The organism is Yersinia vastinensis (assembly GCF_902726565.1).
Classification (GTDB): Bacteria; Pseudomonadota; Gammaproteobacteria; order Enterobacterales; family Enterobacteriaceae; genus Yersinia; species Yersinia vastinensis.
In genome coordinates, this window is sequence record NZ_CACVAF010000003.1 from 323,878 (window position 1) to 343,881 (window position 20,004).

A 20,004-nucleotide genomic window follows, 5' to 3' on the forward strand; every position below is an offset into this window, starting at 1 on the left:
CTGCAGGTAAAATCCCTTTTACTGACTTTATCCTGTAGAATACGCACGCCGTTGAATACAGAAGCAGGTTGAGATTTTTACAAGAACCGCCGTCGAATCCCTGTGAGGCAGTGAACTGTGGAATTTTCTTTCGAAAGACTGTATTCCGCAGCGCGAAGCTGGTAAAATCCCGCTCCATCACAACGTAGCAAGTGCCGCCCGTACAAACGGCGCTTATTTGCACAAATCCATTGACAAACGAAGGCTAAAAGGGCATATTCCTCGGCCTTTGAATTGTCCTCAATAGAATATATTTGGGAGTTGGACCTTGGCTAATATCAAATCAGCTAAGAAACGCGCCGTACAGTCTGAGAAACGCCGCAAGCATAACGCTAGCCGTCGCTCAATGGTGCGTACCTTCATTAAGAAGGTGTATGCGGCAATTGCAGCTGGCGATAAAGACGCAGCGCAAAAAGCATTTAATGAAATGCAACCAATCGTGGATCGTCAGTCCTGCAAAGGTCTGATCCACAAAAACAAAGCAGCGCGCCATAAGTCAAACTTAGTAGCGCAAATCAACGCAATGCAGTAATTGCATTACGTCGACTGCTTAGTAAAAAGACCGGCCTAGGCCGGTTTTTTTACATTCTTTTTTAGCCTAAAATCTCAGCTGCTAAAAAGCGCAGAAAAATCCTTGTTACACACCCTCTTCACCGCCGGATGCTGGATCATACGCTCGGCAAAAATAACGTAATACTCTTCCTGTACATTATCTAAGCGACCAATTTCTATAATCTTGTCATCTTGGGCATAAGCATCAGCAGCATAAATGGTTGGTGCAACAAAAATGGCATTGTTATAGAGCGCAAAGGCATTCATCAATGCCGCATCATCAAACTCCCCCAAAATCTCCACTTTCAACCCTTTACTGTTAATCCAATTCAATAACTTGCGCCCCAACATTGAACGGCGTCCAGGGATCAACAGGCGTTTTTGTTCTAAACATGCTGGAAACGGTAAATCAGGAACAGGCTGACGACAGTAAAAACTAACACTGCACTCCCCAAGTTTCACGGAGAACAGTCCTTCTTGCTGGCTGGAATCGACTGGGCAATCCGATAGAATCATATCCAGTTTATGTTGGCTTAATTGCTCTAGCAGCATTTCATGGGTCGATTCGAAACAACGAAGATGAATTTCTCCGTGGTCTGCTACGGCAGTTTCTAGCACTTGGCTAACCAGCCGCTTGGATAATGCATCTGCAACACCGACATCGAATAGCAAGTTAGATTCTTTACGGTAATTAACGATATCCAACATTTCATGACTGAGCATAAACATCTTATCGGCATAGCGAAAAACCAATTGCCCCAATTCTGATGGCACAAGTCCCCGCCCTTGGCGCTTAAATAGCTTGCCGTCCAAGCGTTCTTCCAATGCTTTAATTTGCCCGGTAATCGTTTGTGGTGTCAGAAATAAGGCTTCGGCCGCGCCAACGACTGACCCCTCCTTACAAACCTGCCAAAAATAATACAAATGATTGAAATTGATATGTGACATTCGCATGTTGTTATCTCCTTAACATATCGCAGAGCCAAACCGCTCCATGCACGACAAACATTCCCTGTTCCGAGACTTCACAAATTGAAAGCCGGGAAATCCATCAAATAAAACGCCAGTGCCATGACAAGTGGCACTGGCTATCAACTATTCATGCAATATGACTATTAATCAGCTCGTTGCTTTTTCTTCTCTGGCAAGGCCAAACGTAGCAAGCCATAGCCCACAACTGCAGCGGTGGTCGAGCCCAGCAATATGCCCAGCTTAGAATACGTCGTCAAAGCAATGTCTGCGCCTTCGAATGCCAGCGAAGCAATAAATATCGACATCGTGAAGCCGATACCGCATAACACCGAGACTGCAAAAATCTGCTTAAAGTTTATTGCATCAGGCAGTTTAGCAATCCCTAACTTAACCGCTAACCAACTAAAGAGGAAAATCCCCAATGGTTTACCTATAAACAGGCCGCTCGCAATCCCAAGAGGCAGTAGTGATGTCAGCCCTGCGAGGGAGACACCTTGCAATGAAACACCCGCATTGGCAAAAGCAAATAATGGCAAAATCAAATAAGCTACCCACGGATGTAGCCCATGTTCCAGAGATTCTGAAGGCGAACGTTTGTCTTTAGTATGAAGCGGTATCATAAAGCCCACAATCACACCGGCCAAGGTTGCATGAACCCCAGACTTCAAAATGCAGACCCACAGAACCAACCCGACCAACAGGTAAGCCGATGTTTTCCCAACTCCGCGCCAGTTCATATAACCCAGCAACGCAATGGCTGCGGCGGCAATCCCCAAGGCCGGCAGTGAAACTTCGTGGGTATAGAACAACGCAATGATGATGATCACGCCCAAGTCATCAATAATGGCCAATGCCAGTAAAAAGACTTTCAAACTGGTTGGAACTCGGTTCCCCAGTAGGGCCATCACCCCCAGCGCAAAGGCAATGTCGGTGGCAGCCGGAATTGCCCAGCCTTGGCGGGTCACTTCATCCGCGCCATTAAACAGTAAATAGATGAGCGCGGGGGCCAACATACCACCGAGGGCCGCAATTGCAGGAAAAACAGCTTTATCGCGCCCAGCGAGCGAGCCTTCCATTAACTCGCGCTTCACTTCTAGCCCGACAACCAGGAAGAATATCGCCATTAAGCCATCGTTAATCCACAGCAATAGTGGCTTGCTAATATCCAGTGACGCAATCTTTACCGACACGGGTACATCAAGAAATGTTTGATAAATCCCGTGAAGTGGGCTGTTAGCCATAAATAAAGCCACAGCCGCGGCAAAAATCAAGATTAAGCCGCCTGCGGCCTCTTGGCGCAAAAATTGACGAATCATGTTTGTCACAATGAATAACTCCTTACATCGGACAGTGAGCAAATGCTCGGCAAATCAATTCATAAATTTTAGGATAATCATTAACTCGAAAAAAGTCGTTTTTATAGCAACAAATGCTCGGTAAAGCCGAGTGATTAGGGATGTACATCACAGGTAGTCATCTTTGACGATGAAAAAAATCCCCGATATGTATCGAGGATTTTAATTTTCATCTACTTTATTAGCGGATTAACCACTAAATCACGACTAGCGGGTCAGATCGTCAAAGAACTTCTTAACACCATCTAAAAAGCTTTTAGAACGAGGGCTGTTTTTCTCGCCCGCCGCACCGACAAAACTTTCTTCCAGCTCACGTAACAGTTGCTTCTGTTTTTCGCTCAAATGGACTGGTGTCTCAACAACAACGCGACACAGCAAGTCACCTTGGCTACCACCACGAACAGATTTAACCCCTTTACCGCGCATACGGAACAGCTTGCCGGTTTGGGTTTCCGCAGGGACTTTCAGCTTAACCCGACCATCCAGCGTCGGGACTTCAATCTCGCCACCCAAGGCTGCCATTGCAAAGTTAATAGGCACTTCACAATAGAGGTTATTGCCTTCACGCTCGAAGATTGGGTGCGCTTTGACTTGAACCTGAACGTATAAATCACCCGCTGGTGCACCGTGTTCGCCTGCTTCACCTTCGCCACTTAAACGAATGCGGTCACCGGTATCCACGCCCGCCGGGATCTTAACCGACAGTGTTTTAGATTTCTCAACACGACCATGACCATGACATTTATTGCACGGGTCTTTAATGATTTGACCGCTGCCATGACAAGTCGGACATGCCTGCTGCACGGTAAAGAACCCTTGGCGCATATGTACCTGACCTGCACCACGGCAAGTCGAACATGTGACAGGGGAACTACCTGGTTTAGCACCGCTACCGTGGCAAACATCACATTCATTTAGCGTCGGGATACGGATTTCTTTGGTCACACCCCGGACAGCTTCTTCCAGTGTCAGATCCATGTTGTAACGCAGATCCGAACCACGGGAGGCACGTTGACGACGGCCACCGCCAAAGATATCACCGAAAACATCACCAAAAATGTCGCTAAAATCGGCACCGCCGCCGCCAAAACCGCCGCCGCCCATACCACCTTGTTCAAAGGCGGCATGACCATACTGGTCGTAAGCTGCACGTTTTTGCGGGTCAGTCAGAATTTCGTAAGCTTCTTTAACTTCTTTGAAATTTTCGCCGGTATCATTCTCGTCCTGGTTACGGTCCGGGTGATACTTTACCGCCAGGCGTTTATAGGCCTTTTTGATTTCACGTTCATCGGCGTCCTTTTTAACGCCTAAAACCTCGTAATAATCTCTCTTCGCCATTCTCTTTTTTTCCTACCCTTAACATGCGTGCACGGGCGTAGAGTTTCCTCGACGCCCGTGCTGGTTTCCAGCAACAGTAAGGCCTACCACTGCTGTGCCCGCTTAAGGGCGATTATTTTTTATCTTTCACTTCTTCGAATTCGGCGTCTACGACGTCGTCTTCTTTCTTAGCACTGGTATCGCCAGCATCACCACCTGCGGCAGCTTGCTGCTGCTGGGCCATTTCCAACAACTTGCCAGAAACCTGCACCAGAGCCTGAGTTTTCGCTTCGATTTCAGCTTTGTCTTCGCCTTTCAGAGCTGCTTCCAGCGCTTTCATCGCATCTTCGATTGCAGTTTTGTCTTCTGCCGGCAGCTTATCACCAGCCTCTTCCAACTGTTTACGAGTACCGTGAATCAGGTGGTCAGCTTGGTTACGGGTCTGTACCAGTTCTTCAAACTTACGGTCAGCTTCGGCGTTAGCTTCAGCATCGCGTACCATTTTCTGGATCTCTTCCTCGTTCAAACCAGAAGATGCCTTGATGGTAATCTTCTGCTCACGACCGGTATTTTTGTCTTTAGCAGACACATGCAAAATACCGTCTGCGTCGATATCGAAGGTGACTTCGATTTGCGCCATGCCGCGAGGTGCAGGCTGGATGCCGTCCAGATTGAACTGACCCAGTGATTTGTTATCCTGAGCACGTTTACGCTCACCCTGAAGCACATGGATGGTTACCGCAGACTGATTGTCTTCTGCAGTAGAGAACACCTGGCTGTGCTTAGTTGGGATAGTGGTGTTTTTAGTGATAAGCGGAGTCATCACACCACCCATGGTTTCAATACCCAGTGACAGTGGCGTTACGTCCAACAGCAGAACGTCTTTCACTTCACCAGACAGAACACCACCCTGCACTGCCGCACCAATAGCTACAGCTTCATCTGGGTTAACGTCTTTACGTGGCTCTTTACCGAAGAAGTCAGCAACTTTCTTCTGAACCATTGGCATACGAGTCTGACCACCAACCAGGATAACGTCCTGAATGTCAGAAACAGATAAACCAGCATCTTGCAGAGCCACTTTCAGTGGTTCAATTGAGCGGTTTACCAAATCTTCTACCAGTGACTCAAGTTTCGCACGAGTCACTTTGATATTCATATGCTTAGGACCATTGCCATCTGCTGTGATGTACGGCAGGTTGACGTCGGTCTGCTGGGCAGAAGACAGCTCGATTTTTGCTTTCTCAGCGGCTTCTTTCAGGCGTTGCATTGCCAGTGGATCGGTACGCAGATCCATGCCCTGATCTTTCTTAAATTCATCAACCAGATAGTTGATCAGACGGCTATCGAAGTCTTCACCCCCCAAGTGGGTATCACCGTTGGTTGCCAACACTTCAAAGGTTTTTTCGCCATCAACTTCGTCGATTTCGATAATTGAGATATCGAAAGTACCACCACCGAGGTCATAAACCGCGATAGTACGGTTACCGACTTCTTTATCCAGACCGTAGGCCAAGGCCGCTGCGGTTGGTTCGTTGATGATACGTTTTACTTCCAGACCTGCGATACGGCCAGCATCTTTAGTTGCCTGACGCTGAGCATCGTTAAAGTATGCAGGTACAGTAATAACCGCTTCAGTCACTGGTTCGCCCAGATAATCTTCAGCCGTTTTTTTCATTTTCTTCAGCACTTCAGCAGAAATCTGCGGTGGTGCAATTTTCTGGCCCCGAACTTCCAACCAAGCATCACCATTATCAGCTGCAATGATTTTGTACGGCATGATGCTTTTATCACGCTGCGCTTCTTCGTCCTGGAAACGACGGCCAATCAAACGCTTGATCGCAAACAGTGTATTCTCTGCGTTAGTGACAGCCTGACGTTTAGCTGGTTGACCAACCAGAATCTCACCATCTTGGGTATACGCGATAATAGAAGGCGTTGTGCGATCGCCTTCGGCGTTTTCAAGCACACGCGCAGTAGTGCCATCCATAATTGCTACACAAGAGTTGGTAGTACCCAAGTCGATACCAATAATTTTACCCATCTAGAACGCCTCCACTAAAAAGTCATATTCGGTCAAGTTACTAATCTATATGTGGGCGGATTGTGTATTTTCAACTGCCCATATTTTTACAATCAATGTTCTCACACTCAGAATTCTACTGATGTATGCCTCCGCTGATCCACGATTAGTCCCTGCGGTTGGGAATAAGATGGGGCCACGAAACTCAGCATCAAGGGGGAAGATGAAAAAAAATTACTTTTTATCACCCTCAAGATCATTGTTTCCAATCGCGCGGATCATTATGATGCCGCGCGCACTGAGGGAATAGACGACTTTTTAGTCATTCAGGCGCTTTATACTTATTCGGATAATTATCCTTTTTTATTAGCATTCTGTTACTTGCAGAGGACTTATGAACACCACCAAGTTGGCGAATCCTGGCCCATTAGGCCTGATGGGCTTTGGGATGACTACCGTCTTGCTTAACCTGCACAATGCAGGCTTCTTTCCCTTAACCTCTGTTATTTTGAGTATGGGAATTTTTTATGGCGGTCTGGCACAGATTCTAGCGGGTATGCTGGAGTACAAAAAGGGCAATACCTTTGCCGCGACAGCATTTACTTCATACGGCGCATTTTGGTTGAGTCTGGTTGGTTTGCTGATGTTGCCCAAAATGGGCATGGCAGAAGCCACTGATGCGCAATTCCTTGGCGTCTACTTAGGGCTATGGGGTATTTTCACGCTGTTTATGTTCTTCGGGACGCTACCTGCAAACCGTGCCTTACAGTTTGTTTTCGGCAGCCTGACACTGCTGTTTGCTCTGTTGGCCATTGGCAACTTCACCGGTAACCACTCACTGCTGGTGTTCGCTGGTTTCGAAGGCATTATCTGTGGTGCGAGCGCCATTTATCTGGCAATGGCAGAAGTATTGAACGAACAGTATGGTCGTACCGTTCTGCCAATTGGTGAACCAAGCCAAGCGCTACAGGTACAAGCTGTAGTTTAATTACAGCCTACTTAGCAAAGTAATATTTTACAGCCCCCTAAATATGATTTTAGGGGGCTTTTTTATGCTTATTTTTATTTATACCGCTATGAGTTACTCAGACTCATTATTGACTTATGAAGTCTAAAAAATTGAATAAATCATTAATACTATAAAATAATTAAATAGAATAATGAAAATAGATAAAGCAAACGAATAGCTCATAATATAATATCAAAATCTAGCGAATAATATGGATCGAAAACAAACAAATCCAAGGGGCGCAGATGAAAATAGCCATAAAACTATTAATAAGCATTATATGCATGATATCAAACCCCGTCTATTCAACTGAGGCAAAAATCTGTTTTTATGCCTTTGCTGATTTTGATGGAAAATCATTTTGTGCTGTTGAAAGTGAGTCAAAGTCGATTTATCATTATGATGACGATTTTGATCATGGAATTGCCTCTATTTCAGTCCCTCCGGGGATGGTTATTACTCTTTATACTGGCACTAACTTTTCGGGTACAAAAAAAACTTTTAAAAATGACATTAACCTGCAAGCATTAAAATCATCTGGTTTTTACCAAAAAATAGGTTCATATCAGGTAGAACCTGCAATTTGTTTTTATACAGAAGATCAATTCCAGGGTGATAGTACTTGTTTATCATCAAACCAACAGATTGATTTCTATCATGACAGCCAAGGAATAGTTGACTCTGAACGCCATGTCTTACTAATAAGAAATGACAGCACTAAATCGATAAAAATCCCTCAAAGAATGATGGCGACAATATATAAAAACGATGATTTTAATATTCCTTTTTTTAAATTAACAGAGAGTGCGAACGATGAAGATTTAAAAGCACTGGGAATGCACGATGACATAACTGGTGTTAGAGCCTCAAAAAGCACAGATATGAGTTGTGACCAGCAATGTGTCATTATATCCGATCGAAGTATGGAGCTGTCCGATGCATTTGGTCAGTACTGGGATGATGATCGTTTACCGAACAAACAAGTGCTGTTTGTGTTTAGCAGTAAAGGGTTAGGTGAAGATGATAATTATAGTATTAGCTTATTTGACGGCCCCAACATTAGCATAATTGATAGGCAAATTATCTTTTCTGACCAAAAAATGATTAATAAATTTTCTTTTGACCGTTATAAACACATAGACAAACTTTCGTTTATTATACAAATAAAAAATGGAACGGTACAAACTCAATATGTACAGACATTAAATAATCAGTTAATCGACATATCTCCTATTATATCGTTTGAATGGTTAAAGAAAGAAAATGAAAATCCAGTGATAGAATTAGCAAATTACAACGTTAGAAAACCCTTAGTCTTAGCTAAAACCATACTCACAGCAGATACAGGTAATAAACATTGGGGAAAAAGGGATCTGACCCAAACCAGTCAAATAATATGCGCATTCATTCCATTTTTAAACATCTATAACTATCTTACTCAAGGGAAATGCCAACAACTCGATGGGATTGTTTTCAATGCAGCACAATATTTCAGTAGCAGTACAAAAGGGAAAACACTACACATTGCTGGTAACAGCCCTCCCCTTAAGCAAGAGGCCAGTTCTACAATAGAAATGTTAAACAAAGATGATGCAAGTAACTTTCTGTCATTAACCTATATTGATAATACTAAACAAAACCAATCACTGAGCTTACCTGCAGCGGCGAAAACCTGTATGGTTTCTATCTATTCTTTACTCAATGCCCGCCAGACTCGCCAAATAAGACCTAACTGTATTGATTGGACGCTAGATATTATGACTGACTTCACTTTATTGTTTGGTCAGAGTTTAGAAACATGGAATTCTGAATATTTTTCTCGAATCGTAGATTCTATTATCAGAACGGGAAGCTCTGGCGTTGCAGTAGAAAACCAAGAAGTCGAAAAGCGATTCAGCCAAGCAATAAAAGAAAAAGTCACACAGCAAAATACTGAAAACGAACTAGGTCACATCAAAACGGCCTTCGACTATGCCCAGCTTAGTTATTTGACCTACAGCTTTTATTACACATCTGATGATACACCAGCAGTCGTAGAATTACTGCCGCTCGGTATTTATGAGTTATTGCTTGAGACATTCATATACGTACCAACTCATCCTGTCATCATGACTCAAGGAGAACCTGTTGAACAACCTGAATTAGAATTTGAAGTGGAAATATTGCCAACACTTCCTCCAGAAGAAGAACAAAGACTCTCAGATGCTGAAATTAAAAATGCTCAAGCCATGCGAAAAAAACTCAGTGAAACTATTGCTCAATGGGGGCAACAATATCAAGGGGCTCATTTTGACCAAAGTACTGGTGACGAAGATTCTGGTCTCAGCAAAACCCTGCACGCCGGGCATATTGTCACTGGGATCATTCATCGAAGACTAATGATTCACCGGCCAGGTGAAATCTATGTGATTGTCAAATTACGCGGGAGAATTATAGCGGTTATTCTTGCTGACCGTTTTAATAGCCGAGACGAGGTTGAACTCGTGGCATCAGCTACTCAGCCTGAGTATGTATTATTTCCCAACCGTGAAGGTACAGTCAGAGGGGCAGGAACCACCGCAGTAAGAGAATTAGCTCGATATTTACAGCAGCAAGGTGCCAGAACATTATTTTCTGAAGTCATTTCCCAACCATCTGCCCGAGTCAAGCAAAAGGTCGGTTTTAATTTTAAAACCGAATTTTAAATTCTAAGGGTAAAAAAATAGCCCATAACATGATGGGCTATTTAGCAAAATTAATTAATGGTGTTACGACTCAGCCCATCACTTTCTTTGTCATCTGAACTTTCACATCGCTGTTAATATCGTTACGCAGATAAACGCCCAGCAACAACCCCACCAGCGATAATAACAACATGTAATACGCTGGAGCCATTGGTGTCACCTTCATCAATAAGGTCACAACAATGGGCGTCAATCCGCCAAAAATAGCGTAGGCCACATTGTAAGAGAAAGAGATACCCGTAAAGCGAACTTCTGCCGGGAATGCGCGAACCATGACATAGGGCACGGCACCGACAATGCCGACACAAAATCCAGCCATCATATAATGGCTGAAGAGTTGGCTCGGATCAGTCAAATTGGTGTGATAGAACGACCATGTCGACGCAGCCAACATCAAGCTACCGACAATAAAGGTTTTGCTGGCTCCGAAGCGATCGATAGCCAACCCCGCAATCACGCAGCCAAAGACTAATGCCACAATGGCCAGACTGTTTGCCTGCAATGCCAGAGCTGGCAGAACACCGAACTGTTTCTGTAAATAAGTTGGCGTCATCAGAATAACAACCACAATACCGGCAGAAAGCAGCCAGGTCAGCAGCATTGAGACAAACACTTCTTTCTTATGATTGACGACAACCGATTTCAAAGGCAATTCGTCTGCTAAAGTTTTACGTGCCTGCATCTCTTTGAAGATAGGTGTTTCCTGCAACCAACGGCGTAAGTACATGGCGAATAAGCCAAAAATCCCACCCAAGAAGAACGGCACACGCCAACCACCATCCAAGATGGCTTGATGGCTTAATGTGGTATTCATCGCGGTAGCCACCAGAGAACCTAATAAAATCCCTGCGGTTAAACCTGCCGTTAACGTACCGCAGGCAATACCTACGCGTCGGCGTGGAACATGTTCTGCGACAAAGACCCATGCTCCGGGAACTTCTCCCCCGATCGCCGCACCTTGTAACACACGCATTAATAACAGCAACAAAGGAGCTGCAATGCCGATTGATGCGTAAGTCGGCAGCATACCAATCGCCAATGTTGGTAATGCCATCAGCAAAATGCTCAGCGTAAACATTTTCTTGCGACCGACCAGATCGCCGAAGTGTGCCATGATAATGCCACCCAACGGGCGCGCCAAATAACCCGCAGCAAAAATGCCGAATGTCTGGACCTGACGCAGCCACTCAGGCATATCTGTTGGGAAGAACAGATCCCCAATGACCGCCGCAAAAAAGACAAAGATGATGAAATCATAAAATTCTAACGCGCCGCCAAGAGCAGCCAGAGTCAGTGTTTTATAATCCTGCTTATTTAACCGGCGATTATGATTATGCTGTTGGTCAACATGAGGCTGGGATAAGTCGTTTTGAGTTGAGTTGTGTTCTTGAGGCATATGACACCGTAGTAAACCAGAGTAGGGGAAGAAAAACATTTCCAACTTTTTGTAAAGTAAACATGACTATACCGTACAAAATTCCCCACACGGTTATAATGGAGTTTTATGCTATAAAAAACTCTAATTTAGTCTTATGCACCAATAATGGCACTCTTAGGACGAAAAGACGCTACCACTTCACTGTTAGTTTCGACGTAAGGGCCATCCAATAATTGAATACAATAAGGCACACTAGCAAAAATACCGGCAACCACCACGTTTGACTGTGCGTCTTTTACACCTTCAAGGGTCTCTTTGATGGATTTAGGTTGCCCAGGTAAGTTAATAATCAATGCTTGCTTACGGATAACCCCGACTTGGCGGGATAATATCGCGGTAGGAACGAAATGAAGGCTGATTTGACGCATCTGCTCGCCAAAACCGGGCATCTGACGATCGGCAATCGCCAAAGTGGCATCTGGAGTCACATCACGCCTTGCTGGGCCTGTTCCGCCGGTGGTCAACACCAAATGGCAGCCCATTTCATCGACCAACTCACACAAAGTTTGCTCAATTAGCGTTTGCTCATCAGGGATAAGGCGAGTTTCTATTTCAAATGGTGTGGTCAATGCGCTGGTCAGCCACTCTTCCAGTGCTGGAATACCTTTATCCTGATATACCCCACTCGATGCGCGATCAGAGATGGAAACTAAACCGATACGTAATGTATTCATGTAACTACCTCGACGAAAATCCTGTTATCTGTGGCGAATAATAGCATATACAGCGTCATGGACACGGCACTCAAGCATGGATAGCAGGCAATAAAAAAGGTGGCTTACGCCACCTTTTCATCAAATAGCTGCGGATAATAACTTACCGCAAGCAAAAGAGATTACAGCAAATCAGAGATCATTTTCTCAAGTTTGCCTTGGTCGATAGCAAATTTACGGATGCCATCAGCCAGTTTATCAATCGCCATTGGATCCTGATTATGCTGCCAGTAGAACTCAGCTTCCGTTAGCGGTGCTGGTTTCGCCTGAATTTCACCGGTATAAGCTAATTTACGCTCTACCGGGCCTTCGCTCTCTGCCAATTCTTTCAACAGTGATGGTGCAATAGTCAGGCGGTCACACCCAGCCAGCTCAATGATTTCACCCAGATTACGGAAGCTTGCGCCCATCACCACAGTCTTATAACCGTGCTTTTTGTAATACTGGTAAATCTCGGTAACGGAAACAACACCCGGATCTTCGTTTGGCGCGAACTCTTTTTTGTCACCGTTAGCTTTGTACCAGTCAAGAATACGGCCAACAAAAGGTGAAATCAGGAACACACCCGCTTCAGCACAAGCACGCGCCTGAGCGAAGGAGAACAACAGAGTCAGGTTACAGTTGATGCCTTCTTTTTCTAGCTGTTCCGCAGCACGGATACCCTGCCAAGTGGAGGCCAGTTTAATCAGAATACGGTCATTGCTGATACCGGCTTCGTTATACATTTTGATCAGGCGTTTCGCTTTTGCCACGCTAGCAACCGTGTCATAAGACAGACGAGCGTCGACTTCAGTAGAAATACGGCCTGGGATCAGTTTTAAAATTTCCAAACCAATATTGACAGCTAACTTATCTGTTGCATCAACAATTTGTTGAGCATGGTCGCTGCTTTGCGCGCGAGCCCAAGCAACAGCTTCATCAATCAGTTTGCGGTATTCAGGAATTTGAGCAGCATTCAAGATCAGAGATGGGTTGGTGGTTGCATCTTGCGGCTGATACAGTTTCATTGCCGCGATATCCCCCGTATCTGCTACTACAGTGGTGATTTGACGTAGGGAAGTAAGTTTATCGGTCATGTTGTCGTTTCTCGTCGTTTGTGCATGAACTTTTGGCATGTCGCCGCTGTTTATCTCTGTCAAAACAGCTAACCATCTCATTTCGATGTTAGCCATTTCTCACAATTGGCTATTTAGACGCTCTGCCTTGTCTTGATAATAACATGCGTAAGCCGCGGTGCAAGGCAGTAAAATTGATTAAAAAAAGCGCAAATGGGCTATCTTGGGGTCGCAACCGTTTTCGCCTTTTAAAACAGCCGGAAACCGGCAGGTTAATAGCAACTTCGTCCATTCTTGTGGTGCTGAGACGATTTAGCTAAAACTATATCCTTTATGAGTAAAGCCGCCTACCTATCTTAGCAATCGACCAATCTTCTTTTAGAAGGCAGGGGCTTTTTGCTACAGTGTGTCATCTGGATAAATAGGATGTCGTTATGCTTATTATTATTTCCCCGGCCAAAACCCTTGATTATCAAAGCCCATTGGCGACCAAGAAATTTACTCAGCCTGAAATGTTGGATAAGTCACAACAGCTTATCGAGATTTGCCGTGAGCTGACGCCCGCGCAAATTAGCAGTCTGATGGGGATTAGCGACAAACTGGCGGGGTTAAATGCTGCCCGTTTCAGTGAATGGCAACCTGATTTTACACCAGAGAATGCGCGTCAGGCGATTTTGGCTTTTAAAGGCGATGTCTATACCGGGATGCAGGCGCAAGATTTTAGTGCCGCTGATTTTGATTTCGCTCAACAACATCTGCGTATGCTCTCTGGCCTGTACGGCGTGCTGCGCCCACTCGATTTAATGCAGCCTTATCGGCTAGAAATGGGGATTAAGCTGGCAAACCCACACGGCAAAGATCTCTATTCATTCTGGGGCGATCAGATAACCGAGAAACTGAATCAGGCATTAGAGCAGCAAGGCGATAATGTGCTGATTAATTTGGCCTCTGATGAATACTTTAAAGCAGTAAAACCCGCTAAATTAGCGGGTTCACTGATTAAACCGGTCTTCTTGGATGAGAAAAACGGTAAATATAAAATCATCAGTTTCTACGCCAAGAAAGCACGGGGCCTGATGAGTCGTTTTATCATTCAGAACAAATTGACTAAACCGGAGCAATTGATTGATTTTAATCTGGAAGGCTATGAGTTTGATGCCGGGTTATCGGCGAAAAACGAGTTAGTGTTTAAACGGAGTGAAACTTAAGGTTTAGCTGTCATAACTCACCTCATCCCAGATGAACCAACCGCCAAAGTAAGATGGCCACTGAACGATTATCAACCGAAACAGTGGCCCACACTTAACAACCGCACCCTAATCTATAATTTTTAACTAAAAATAGATAAAAACTACTTTGGCAAAGCCATCAAGAAACCACGTAAATCTGCAAAATCTGCCGACAGATCATGGGATAGCAGAGGCAACTGCGCACGTACTGCCAATGGTTTTGGTAACGGCAACTCCTGCCCGAGAATCTCTTCTACACTCTCTTTGAATTTCGCCGGGTGGGCAGTACCGATAAACAACCCGAATTCACCATCCTGCAATTGGTCACGCAAAACTCGGTAGGCAATAGCGGCATGGGGTTCTGAAATATAGCCCAACCCCGCCAGCTCACGCATCGTGTCTTTGGTGACCGCATCACTGACCGCGCCGTGGCCCAAATCTTTTAACTGCCAGATTTTACGACGATAGAGTTCTTCAACGCGTGGCCAGTTATTTGGCTGGCTGACATCCATCGCATTTGATAACGTCGCCACCGTCGGCTTAGGTTGCCACTGCCCATTAACCAAGAAGCGTGGCACCGTGTCATTGGCATTGGTTGCTGCAATAAAGCGTTTTACCGGTAACCCTAAGGATTTTGCTAGCAGGCCCGCCGTTAAGTCACCAAAATTACCACTTGGCACCGAGATAACCAGTTGATTGCGTGCCTCTTGTGGCAATTGAGCGACCGCTTCAAAGTAATAGCAAATCTGCGCCAGCAAGCGGCTGATATTGATTGAGTTCGCAGAGTTCAGGCTCAATTCCTGCTTTAACTCTTCATCATCAAAGGCTTGCTTTACCAGAGCCTGGCAGGCATCAAAATCGCCATCAATAGCTACGGTGTGAATATTGCCACCCAATGTGCAGAACAGTTTTTCTTGCAGCGGACTGATTTTGCCACGCGGATAGAGAATAACCACGCGTACGTTTTTCAGACCATAAAATGCATGCGCAACCGCCGCTCCCGTGTCGCCAGAAGTTGCAGTTAAGATAGTGACTGGCTGATCACCGGCTACTTCGGCCAACATTTGCGCCATAAAACGTGCACCAAAGTCTTTGAATGCCAGCGTCGGGCCGTGGAACAGCTCCAGTGCGGCGATATCATTCTCAACCTGCGCTACCGGTGCCGGAAACTCAAAAGCCGCCTGTACGCGTTTGGTTAAAACCTCAGGGGCAATTTCACTGCCGATAAAAGCGGATAAAATGCGGCTACTACGTGTAACAAAATCCAGATCCAGCAATTTATCAATTTCGGTCAGTTCAAACTCCGGCAACTCCAGCGGAAAGAAAAGCCCCTGCTGTTTGCCCAGCCCCTGTTTGATCGCTTGAGCGAAGCTGACCTGTTCGTTGTGATCTTTAAGGTTATACAGTTTCATGCGTTATCCCAGTAGTCGTGCGCCGGCAGTATCCAGACGGCAAATATGAACAAAACCTTCGTCGTTTTGTAGGTAATGATTTTGTAGCCAGCTCGCCATGCGCTGTGCGGTTTCGCTATCATCACAGACAGCAAACAGGGTCGGGCCAGAGCCGGAAATACCACAAGCCAATGCGCCGATATCCTGCGCAGCTTGCCGGGCAGCCGCAAAGCCCGGTAGCAATTGGGTGCGATAAGGCTCGGCGATGACATCTTTCATCATTTTAGCGGCTAAATCAGGTTGCTGAGTGTGGCAGGCATGAATGAACCCTGCGACATTGCGCCCGTGCGTGATGCAATCTTGGCGGCGATATTGCGCAGGTAGAATCGCCCGTGCTTGCGCAGTAGAAACTTTAATGCCCGGATATGCCATCACCCACAGCCAATCATCAAAGCTGGGCACCTCTTGGCTGATATAGCCATCCTGCTCAAGAATTAATTGCATTCCGCCCAAATAGCACGGCGCAACATTATCAAAATGAACACTACCCGATACCCGCCCTTCCAGTTCACCCATCAGACCGAGCAAGGTGACTTTATCCAACGGCTGGCCACAGAACTCGTTCATCGCCATCAAACCGGCGACGACTGAACAGGCGCTAGACCCTAGCCCTGAGCCAATCGGCATGTTCTTTTCCAGTACCATCGCCACGGGGATCTCTTGACCAATCTCTTGGCAAAAACGCGCCCAGCATTGATAAACAATGTTTTCTTTCGGGTCGTCAGGCAGTTTACTAACAAAACGGCCTTCATTGCGCAGGCTGAAACGCTCTGCCGCCGTCACACTGACGCAATCACCCAGTAGGGTGCCGTCAATCGGCGAAACCGCAGCCCCCAGCACATCAAACCCGACGCTAACATTGCCAATCGATGCCGGAGCATAGATCTTAACCATATTTAAACTCCCAACTTCCATGATAATGTGCGTAAAAGATCGGCGAATACCCCGGCTGCTGTCACGTCATTACCCGCGCCGTATCCGCGAAGCACCAACGGAATTGGCTGATAATAGTGGGTGTAGAAGGCCAACGCATTCTCACCATTTTTAACTTTATATAGCGGATCGTTACCATCAACGGCATCCATCCGAACAATACAACGCCCTTCCTCAATAACGCCAACATAGCGCAGCACTTTGCCCTGCTCGCTGGCATCAGCCACTAAACGGGCAAACTCGGCATCCAGCGATGGCAACCGGGCAAGGAAGCTATCAACGTCACCCGATGCATCAAAACTTGCCGGCAGAACAGACTCAACCTCAATATCGGCCAGTTCAAGTTTGTACCCTGCTTCACGGGCCAAGATCAACAATTTACGGGCTACATCCATCCCAGAAAGGTCATCGCGTGGGTCCGGTTCGGTATAGCCCATGGCCTTAGCTTGCAACGTCGCCTCTGACAATGTCATCCCTTCATCCAGCTTACCGAAGATAAAGGAGAGCGAACCTGACAGAATGCCAGAGAAACGCATCAGTTCATCACCCGCATTAAGTAGATTCTGTAAGTTTTCAATGACTGGCAAACCTGCACCCACGTTGGTGTCATACAAGAATTTACGACAAGATTTTGCCGCCGCCGCACGCATCTGACGGTAGTAATTCATTGATGAGGTATTGGCTTTTTTGTTTGGTGTCACAACATGGAAGCCATCCGCCAGGAAATCAGCATATTGATCAGCAACGGCCTGACTGGAGGTACAATCAACAATCACCGGGTTGAGCAAATGGTACTCTTTCACCAGACGAATCAGGCGACTCAAGTTAAATGGCTCTTTCACTTCAGCCAGCTCGTGACGCCAGTTGTCCAGCTCAATACCGTGCACATTGGTCAGCATGGCTTTGGAATTGGCAATACCGCACACACGCAAATCGATATGGCGCTGCTTCAGCCACGGCTGTTGACGATAGATTTGCTCGATTAATGCCCCGCCTACCCCACCAACGCCGATGACAAACACTTCAATGACCTGATCGGTATTGAACAGCATCTGGTGACAAACACGCACGCCAGTGGTAACGGCATCATTACTGACCACCACCGAAATAGAGCGCTCGGATGAACCTTGAGCAATCGCGATGATGTTGATATTGGCACGAGCCAGTGCCGAGAAGAAACGAGCCGAAATCCCTCGAAGGGTGCGCATGCCATCGCCGACGACTGAAATGATCGCCAGATGCTCCATCACATCTAGTGGGTCCAGCAGACCGTCTTTTAGCTCCAGATAAAACTCTTCCTCCAATGCTCGGCTAGCGCGAGATAGCTCTGACTGCGGCACACAGAAGCTGATGCTGTATTCAGAAGACGACTGAGTAATCAGTACCACTGAAATCCCACTGCGTGACATCACCGCGAAAACGCGGGCAGCCATGCCAACCATCCCTTTCATGCCTGGGCCTGAAACGTTAATCATCGCCATGTTATTCAGATTGGTGATGCCCTTAACCGGGAAACCATCGTCACTGCTTTCGCCACCAATCAAGGTACCGGGAGCTTGTGGATTCGAGGTATTTTTAATCAGACAAGGAATTTGGAACTGGGCGATGGGAGCAATAGTGCGGGGGTGAAGAACTGAGGCACCAAAATAGGAAAGCTCCATGGCCTCTTGATATGACATCGATTTCAACAATCGCGCATCGGGAACAACACGCGGGTCACAAGTATAGACCCCATCGACATCCGTCCAGATTTCACAACAATCGGCGCGCAAACACGCAGCTAACGCAGCAGCAGAATAGTCAGAACCATTACGTCCCAGTACTACCAGTTCACCTTTATCATTACCGGCGGTGAAACCTGCCATCAGGATAATATGGTCAGTAGGAATAGCACTCGAACCAATACGGCGGGTAGACTCAGTGATATCAACCGTGGACTCAAGATAGTGCCCATGAGCCAGCAATTTTTCGACCGGATCAATTACGCTAACTTGATAACCTTTGGCTTGGAACACAGCTTCCATGATAGCAATGGAGAGTTTTTCGCCACGGCAGATGATGGCAGCATTGATACTGTCCGGGCATTGACCCAGTAGCGAGATGCCGTGCAGAACATGTTTGAGTTGCGCAAATTCATGCGCAACCAACGCTTTTAAACGCTCATAATCAAAGCCGGGTTGAACATCAGCTAACCCACGTAATAACTCGGCAAAAATTCGCTCTGCATCGCTGATATTTGGCGAGATATCTTGCCCTGCGACCATTTTGTCGATCATCGCAACCAGATGATTCGTAATTTTTGCAGGAGCGGACAACACTGTAGCCACCTGTCCCTGACGCGCATTATTTTCAATGATATCGGCAACACGCATAAAGCGTTCTGCATTTGCTACTGATGTCCCGCCAAATTTCAGCACTCGCATTTCTGATTCTCTCCCGCTTTCGCGCTATTTTTATCGCAAACTTTTTTGCAAAGATTTAATTGAAAAAAAAAGCCCGCACTGTCTAGGTGCGGGCTTTTTTCTGTTGTTTCCTGTACGCGTCAGCCCGCCCCGTAACCTGTGGTTTCGGTGGTGGTAATAATCGTTGTGTTCAGGCTGATGTATCGCATGTCGTCTGTCTGTCTCATAAATAAAGTTCTCCCTCTATTGGTTAAAGCAATCGTCCTCTCAAGTCAAATTTTTTCATCCGCCAACACAAAAAAATTAACTGCTACATAATGAGTAATCGTCTATTTCAGGGAGCATTATCAGCGAGGGTGAATAAAATTGCGGGTTAATTCCCAGAGAATAAAACCATAAAATTCCCTTTACTCACTATAAATAGCTTCAATACTTTTTTATCTTAATAGCATCAGATATGCAGGCCGATCATTGATGTGAATCTGCAGAGTAAAAATTTAAATGAAGAGAAAAATATTCATTTACCGGCTCGTCACTCGCCTAAATGATACAAAACACAACAAAAATGAAAACTTCGTCACTTCTCTTTACATTTCACCAACATTAGTGATAATTCTTCTTATGCTTCTAGACGAAATAGACCGCTGGCAAGAAAAATAGCCTCATTGGCTTTATGTCGAAAGAATATTGATTTTAAACAATAAAAATCAACAGATTAGAAAAGTCATTTTTTTGTTACGTCTGACACTTAATTTTTAATATTAATAACACTGAATCGATCACATAATTTAAC

General features: G+C 45.7%; 15 protein-coding genes and 1 other annotated feature. Of the genes, 4 read left to right on the forward strand and 11 right to left on the reverse strand.

The window, feature by feature from the left end:
- Positions 1 to 307: 307 nt before the first annotated feature.
- Positions 308 to 571, forward strand: a complete 264-nt coding sequence (gene rpsT / locus HUZ92_RS06255) for a 30S ribosomal protein S20 (protein WP_002220715.1) — start codon at positions 308 to 310, stop codon at positions 569 to 571.
- A gap of 74 nt (positions 572 to 645) precedes the next feature.
- Here rpsT and nhaR read toward each other — a convergent pair whose 3' ends face one another.
- From nhaR to dnaK, 4 genes are all read right to left on the reverse strand, one after another.
- On the reverse strand, positions 646 to 1,545 hold the full coding sequence (gene nhaR, locus HUZ92_RS06260) for a transcriptional activator NhaR (protein WP_050101730.1): 900 nt from the start codon (positions 1,543 to 1,545) through the stop codon (positions 646 to 648).
- A 161-nt stretch (positions 1,546 to 1,706) separates the two neighbouring features.
- Entirely contained in the window at positions 1,707 to 2,888 is a 1,182-nt protein-coding gene (gene nhaA / locus HUZ92_RS06265; protein WP_050140876.1) for a Na+/H+ antiporter NhaA, read from the reverse strand.
- A 237-nt stretch (positions 2,889 to 3,125) separates the two neighbouring features.
- The gene (gene dnaJ, locus HUZ92_RS06270) at positions 3,126 to 4,256 is read right to left on the reverse strand and encodes a molecular chaperone DnaJ (protein WP_019211140.1); all 1,131 of its coding nucleotides are present in this window, start codon (positions 4,254 to 4,256) and stop codon (positions 3,126 to 3,128) included.
- 112 nt (positions 4,257 to 4,368) lie between these two features.
- Positions 4,369 to 6,279: a molecular chaperone DnaK gene (gene dnaK / locus HUZ92_RS06275; RefSeq protein ID WP_050101728.1), complete on the reverse strand. Its 1,911-nt coding sequence runs from the start codon at positions 6,277 to 6,279 to the stop codon at positions 4,369 to 4,371.
- Between the two features lie 373 nt (positions 6,280 to 6,652).
- Between dnaK and satP the strand changes: the two genes are divergently transcribed.
- Together satP and HUZ92_RS06285 are read left to right on the forward strand one after the other, a co-directional pair.
- The gene (gene satP / locus HUZ92_RS06280; protein WP_050101727.1) at positions 6,653 to 7,246 is read left to right on the forward strand and encodes an acetate uptake transporter; all 594 of its coding nucleotides are present in this window, start codon (positions 6,653 to 6,655) and stop codon (positions 7,244 to 7,246) included.
- 266 nt (positions 7,247 to 7,512) lie between these two features.
- A complete protein-coding gene (locus HUZ92_RS06285) occupies positions 7,513 to 9,951 on the forward strand; it encodes a GNAT family N-acetyltransferase (RefSeq protein WP_145579644.1) in 2,439 nt (812 codons plus the stop codon).
- Positions 9,952 to 10,021: 70 nt separating this feature from the next.
- On the opposite strand, the gene HUZ92_RS06290 is transcribed toward HUZ92_RS06285, so the two are convergent.
- From HUZ92_RS06290 to tal, 3 genes are all read right to left on the reverse strand, one after another.
- Positions 10,022 to 11,386, reverse strand: coding sequence for an MFS transporter (locus HUZ92_RS06290; protein WP_050100119.1), 1,365 nt, complete (start codon positions 11,384 to 11,386; stop codon positions 10,022 to 10,024).
- 134 nt (positions 11,387 to 11,520) lie between these two features.
- Positions 11,521 to 12,102, reverse strand: a complete 582-nt coding sequence (mog, locus tag HUZ92_RS06295; protein WP_050100117.1) for a molybdopterin adenylyltransferase — start codon at positions 12,100 to 12,102, stop codon at positions 11,521 to 11,523.
- Positions 12,103 to 12,263: 161 nt separating this feature from the next.
- Entirely contained in the window at positions 12,264 to 13,217 is a 954-nt protein-coding gene (gene tal / locus HUZ92_RS06300; protein WP_050100116.1) for a transaldolase, read from the reverse strand.
- 413 nt (positions 13,218 to 13,630) lie between these two features.
- Here tal and yaaA point away from each other — a divergent pair, with 413 nt between their 5' ends.
- Entirely contained in the window at positions 13,631 to 14,404 is a 774-nt protein-coding gene (gene yaaA / locus HUZ92_RS06305) for a peroxide stress protein YaaA (RefSeq protein ID WP_050100115.1), read from the forward strand.
- Positions 14,405 to 14,547: 143 nt separating this feature from the next.
- Here the strand turns inward: yaaA and thrC are convergent, their stop codons facing one another.
- The 4 genes from thrC to thrL all read right to left on the reverse strand — a co-directional run bounded on the left by thrC (position 14,548) and on the right by thrL (position 19,438).
- A complete protein-coding gene (gene thrC, locus HUZ92_RS06310) occupies positions 14,548 to 15,837 on the reverse strand; it encodes a threonine synthase (protein WP_050100114.1) in 1,290 nt (429 codons plus the stop codon).
- 3 nt (positions 15,838 to 15,840) lie between these two features.
- Positions 15,841 to 16,770 carry a homoserine kinase gene (gene thrB / locus HUZ92_RS06315; RefSeq protein ID WP_050100113.1) on the reverse strand — a complete coding sequence of 310 codons (930 nt, stop codon included), beginning with the start codon at positions 16,768 to 16,770 and terminating at the stop codon, positions 15,841 to 15,843.
- 2 nt (positions 16,771 to 16,772) lie between these two features.
- Positions 16,773 to 19,232, reverse strand: coding sequence for a bifunctional aspartate kinase/homoserine dehydrogenase I (gene thrA / locus HUZ92_RS06320; protein ID WP_050100112.1), 2,460 nt, complete (start codon positions 19,230 to 19,232; stop codon positions 16,773 to 16,775).
- A 62-nt stretch (positions 19,233 to 19,294) separates the two neighbouring features.
- Positions 19,295 to 19,413, reverse strand: a sequence feature (Thr leader region).
- The gene (thrL, locus tag HUZ92_RS06325; RefSeq protein WP_071598596.1) at positions 19,352 to 19,438 is read right to left on the reverse strand and encodes a thr operon leader peptide; all 87 of its coding nucleotides are present in this window, start codon (positions 19,436 to 19,438) and stop codon (positions 19,352 to 19,354) included. Its footprint overlaps the feature before it by 62 nt.
- Positions 19,439 to 20,004 lie beyond the last annotated feature (566 nt).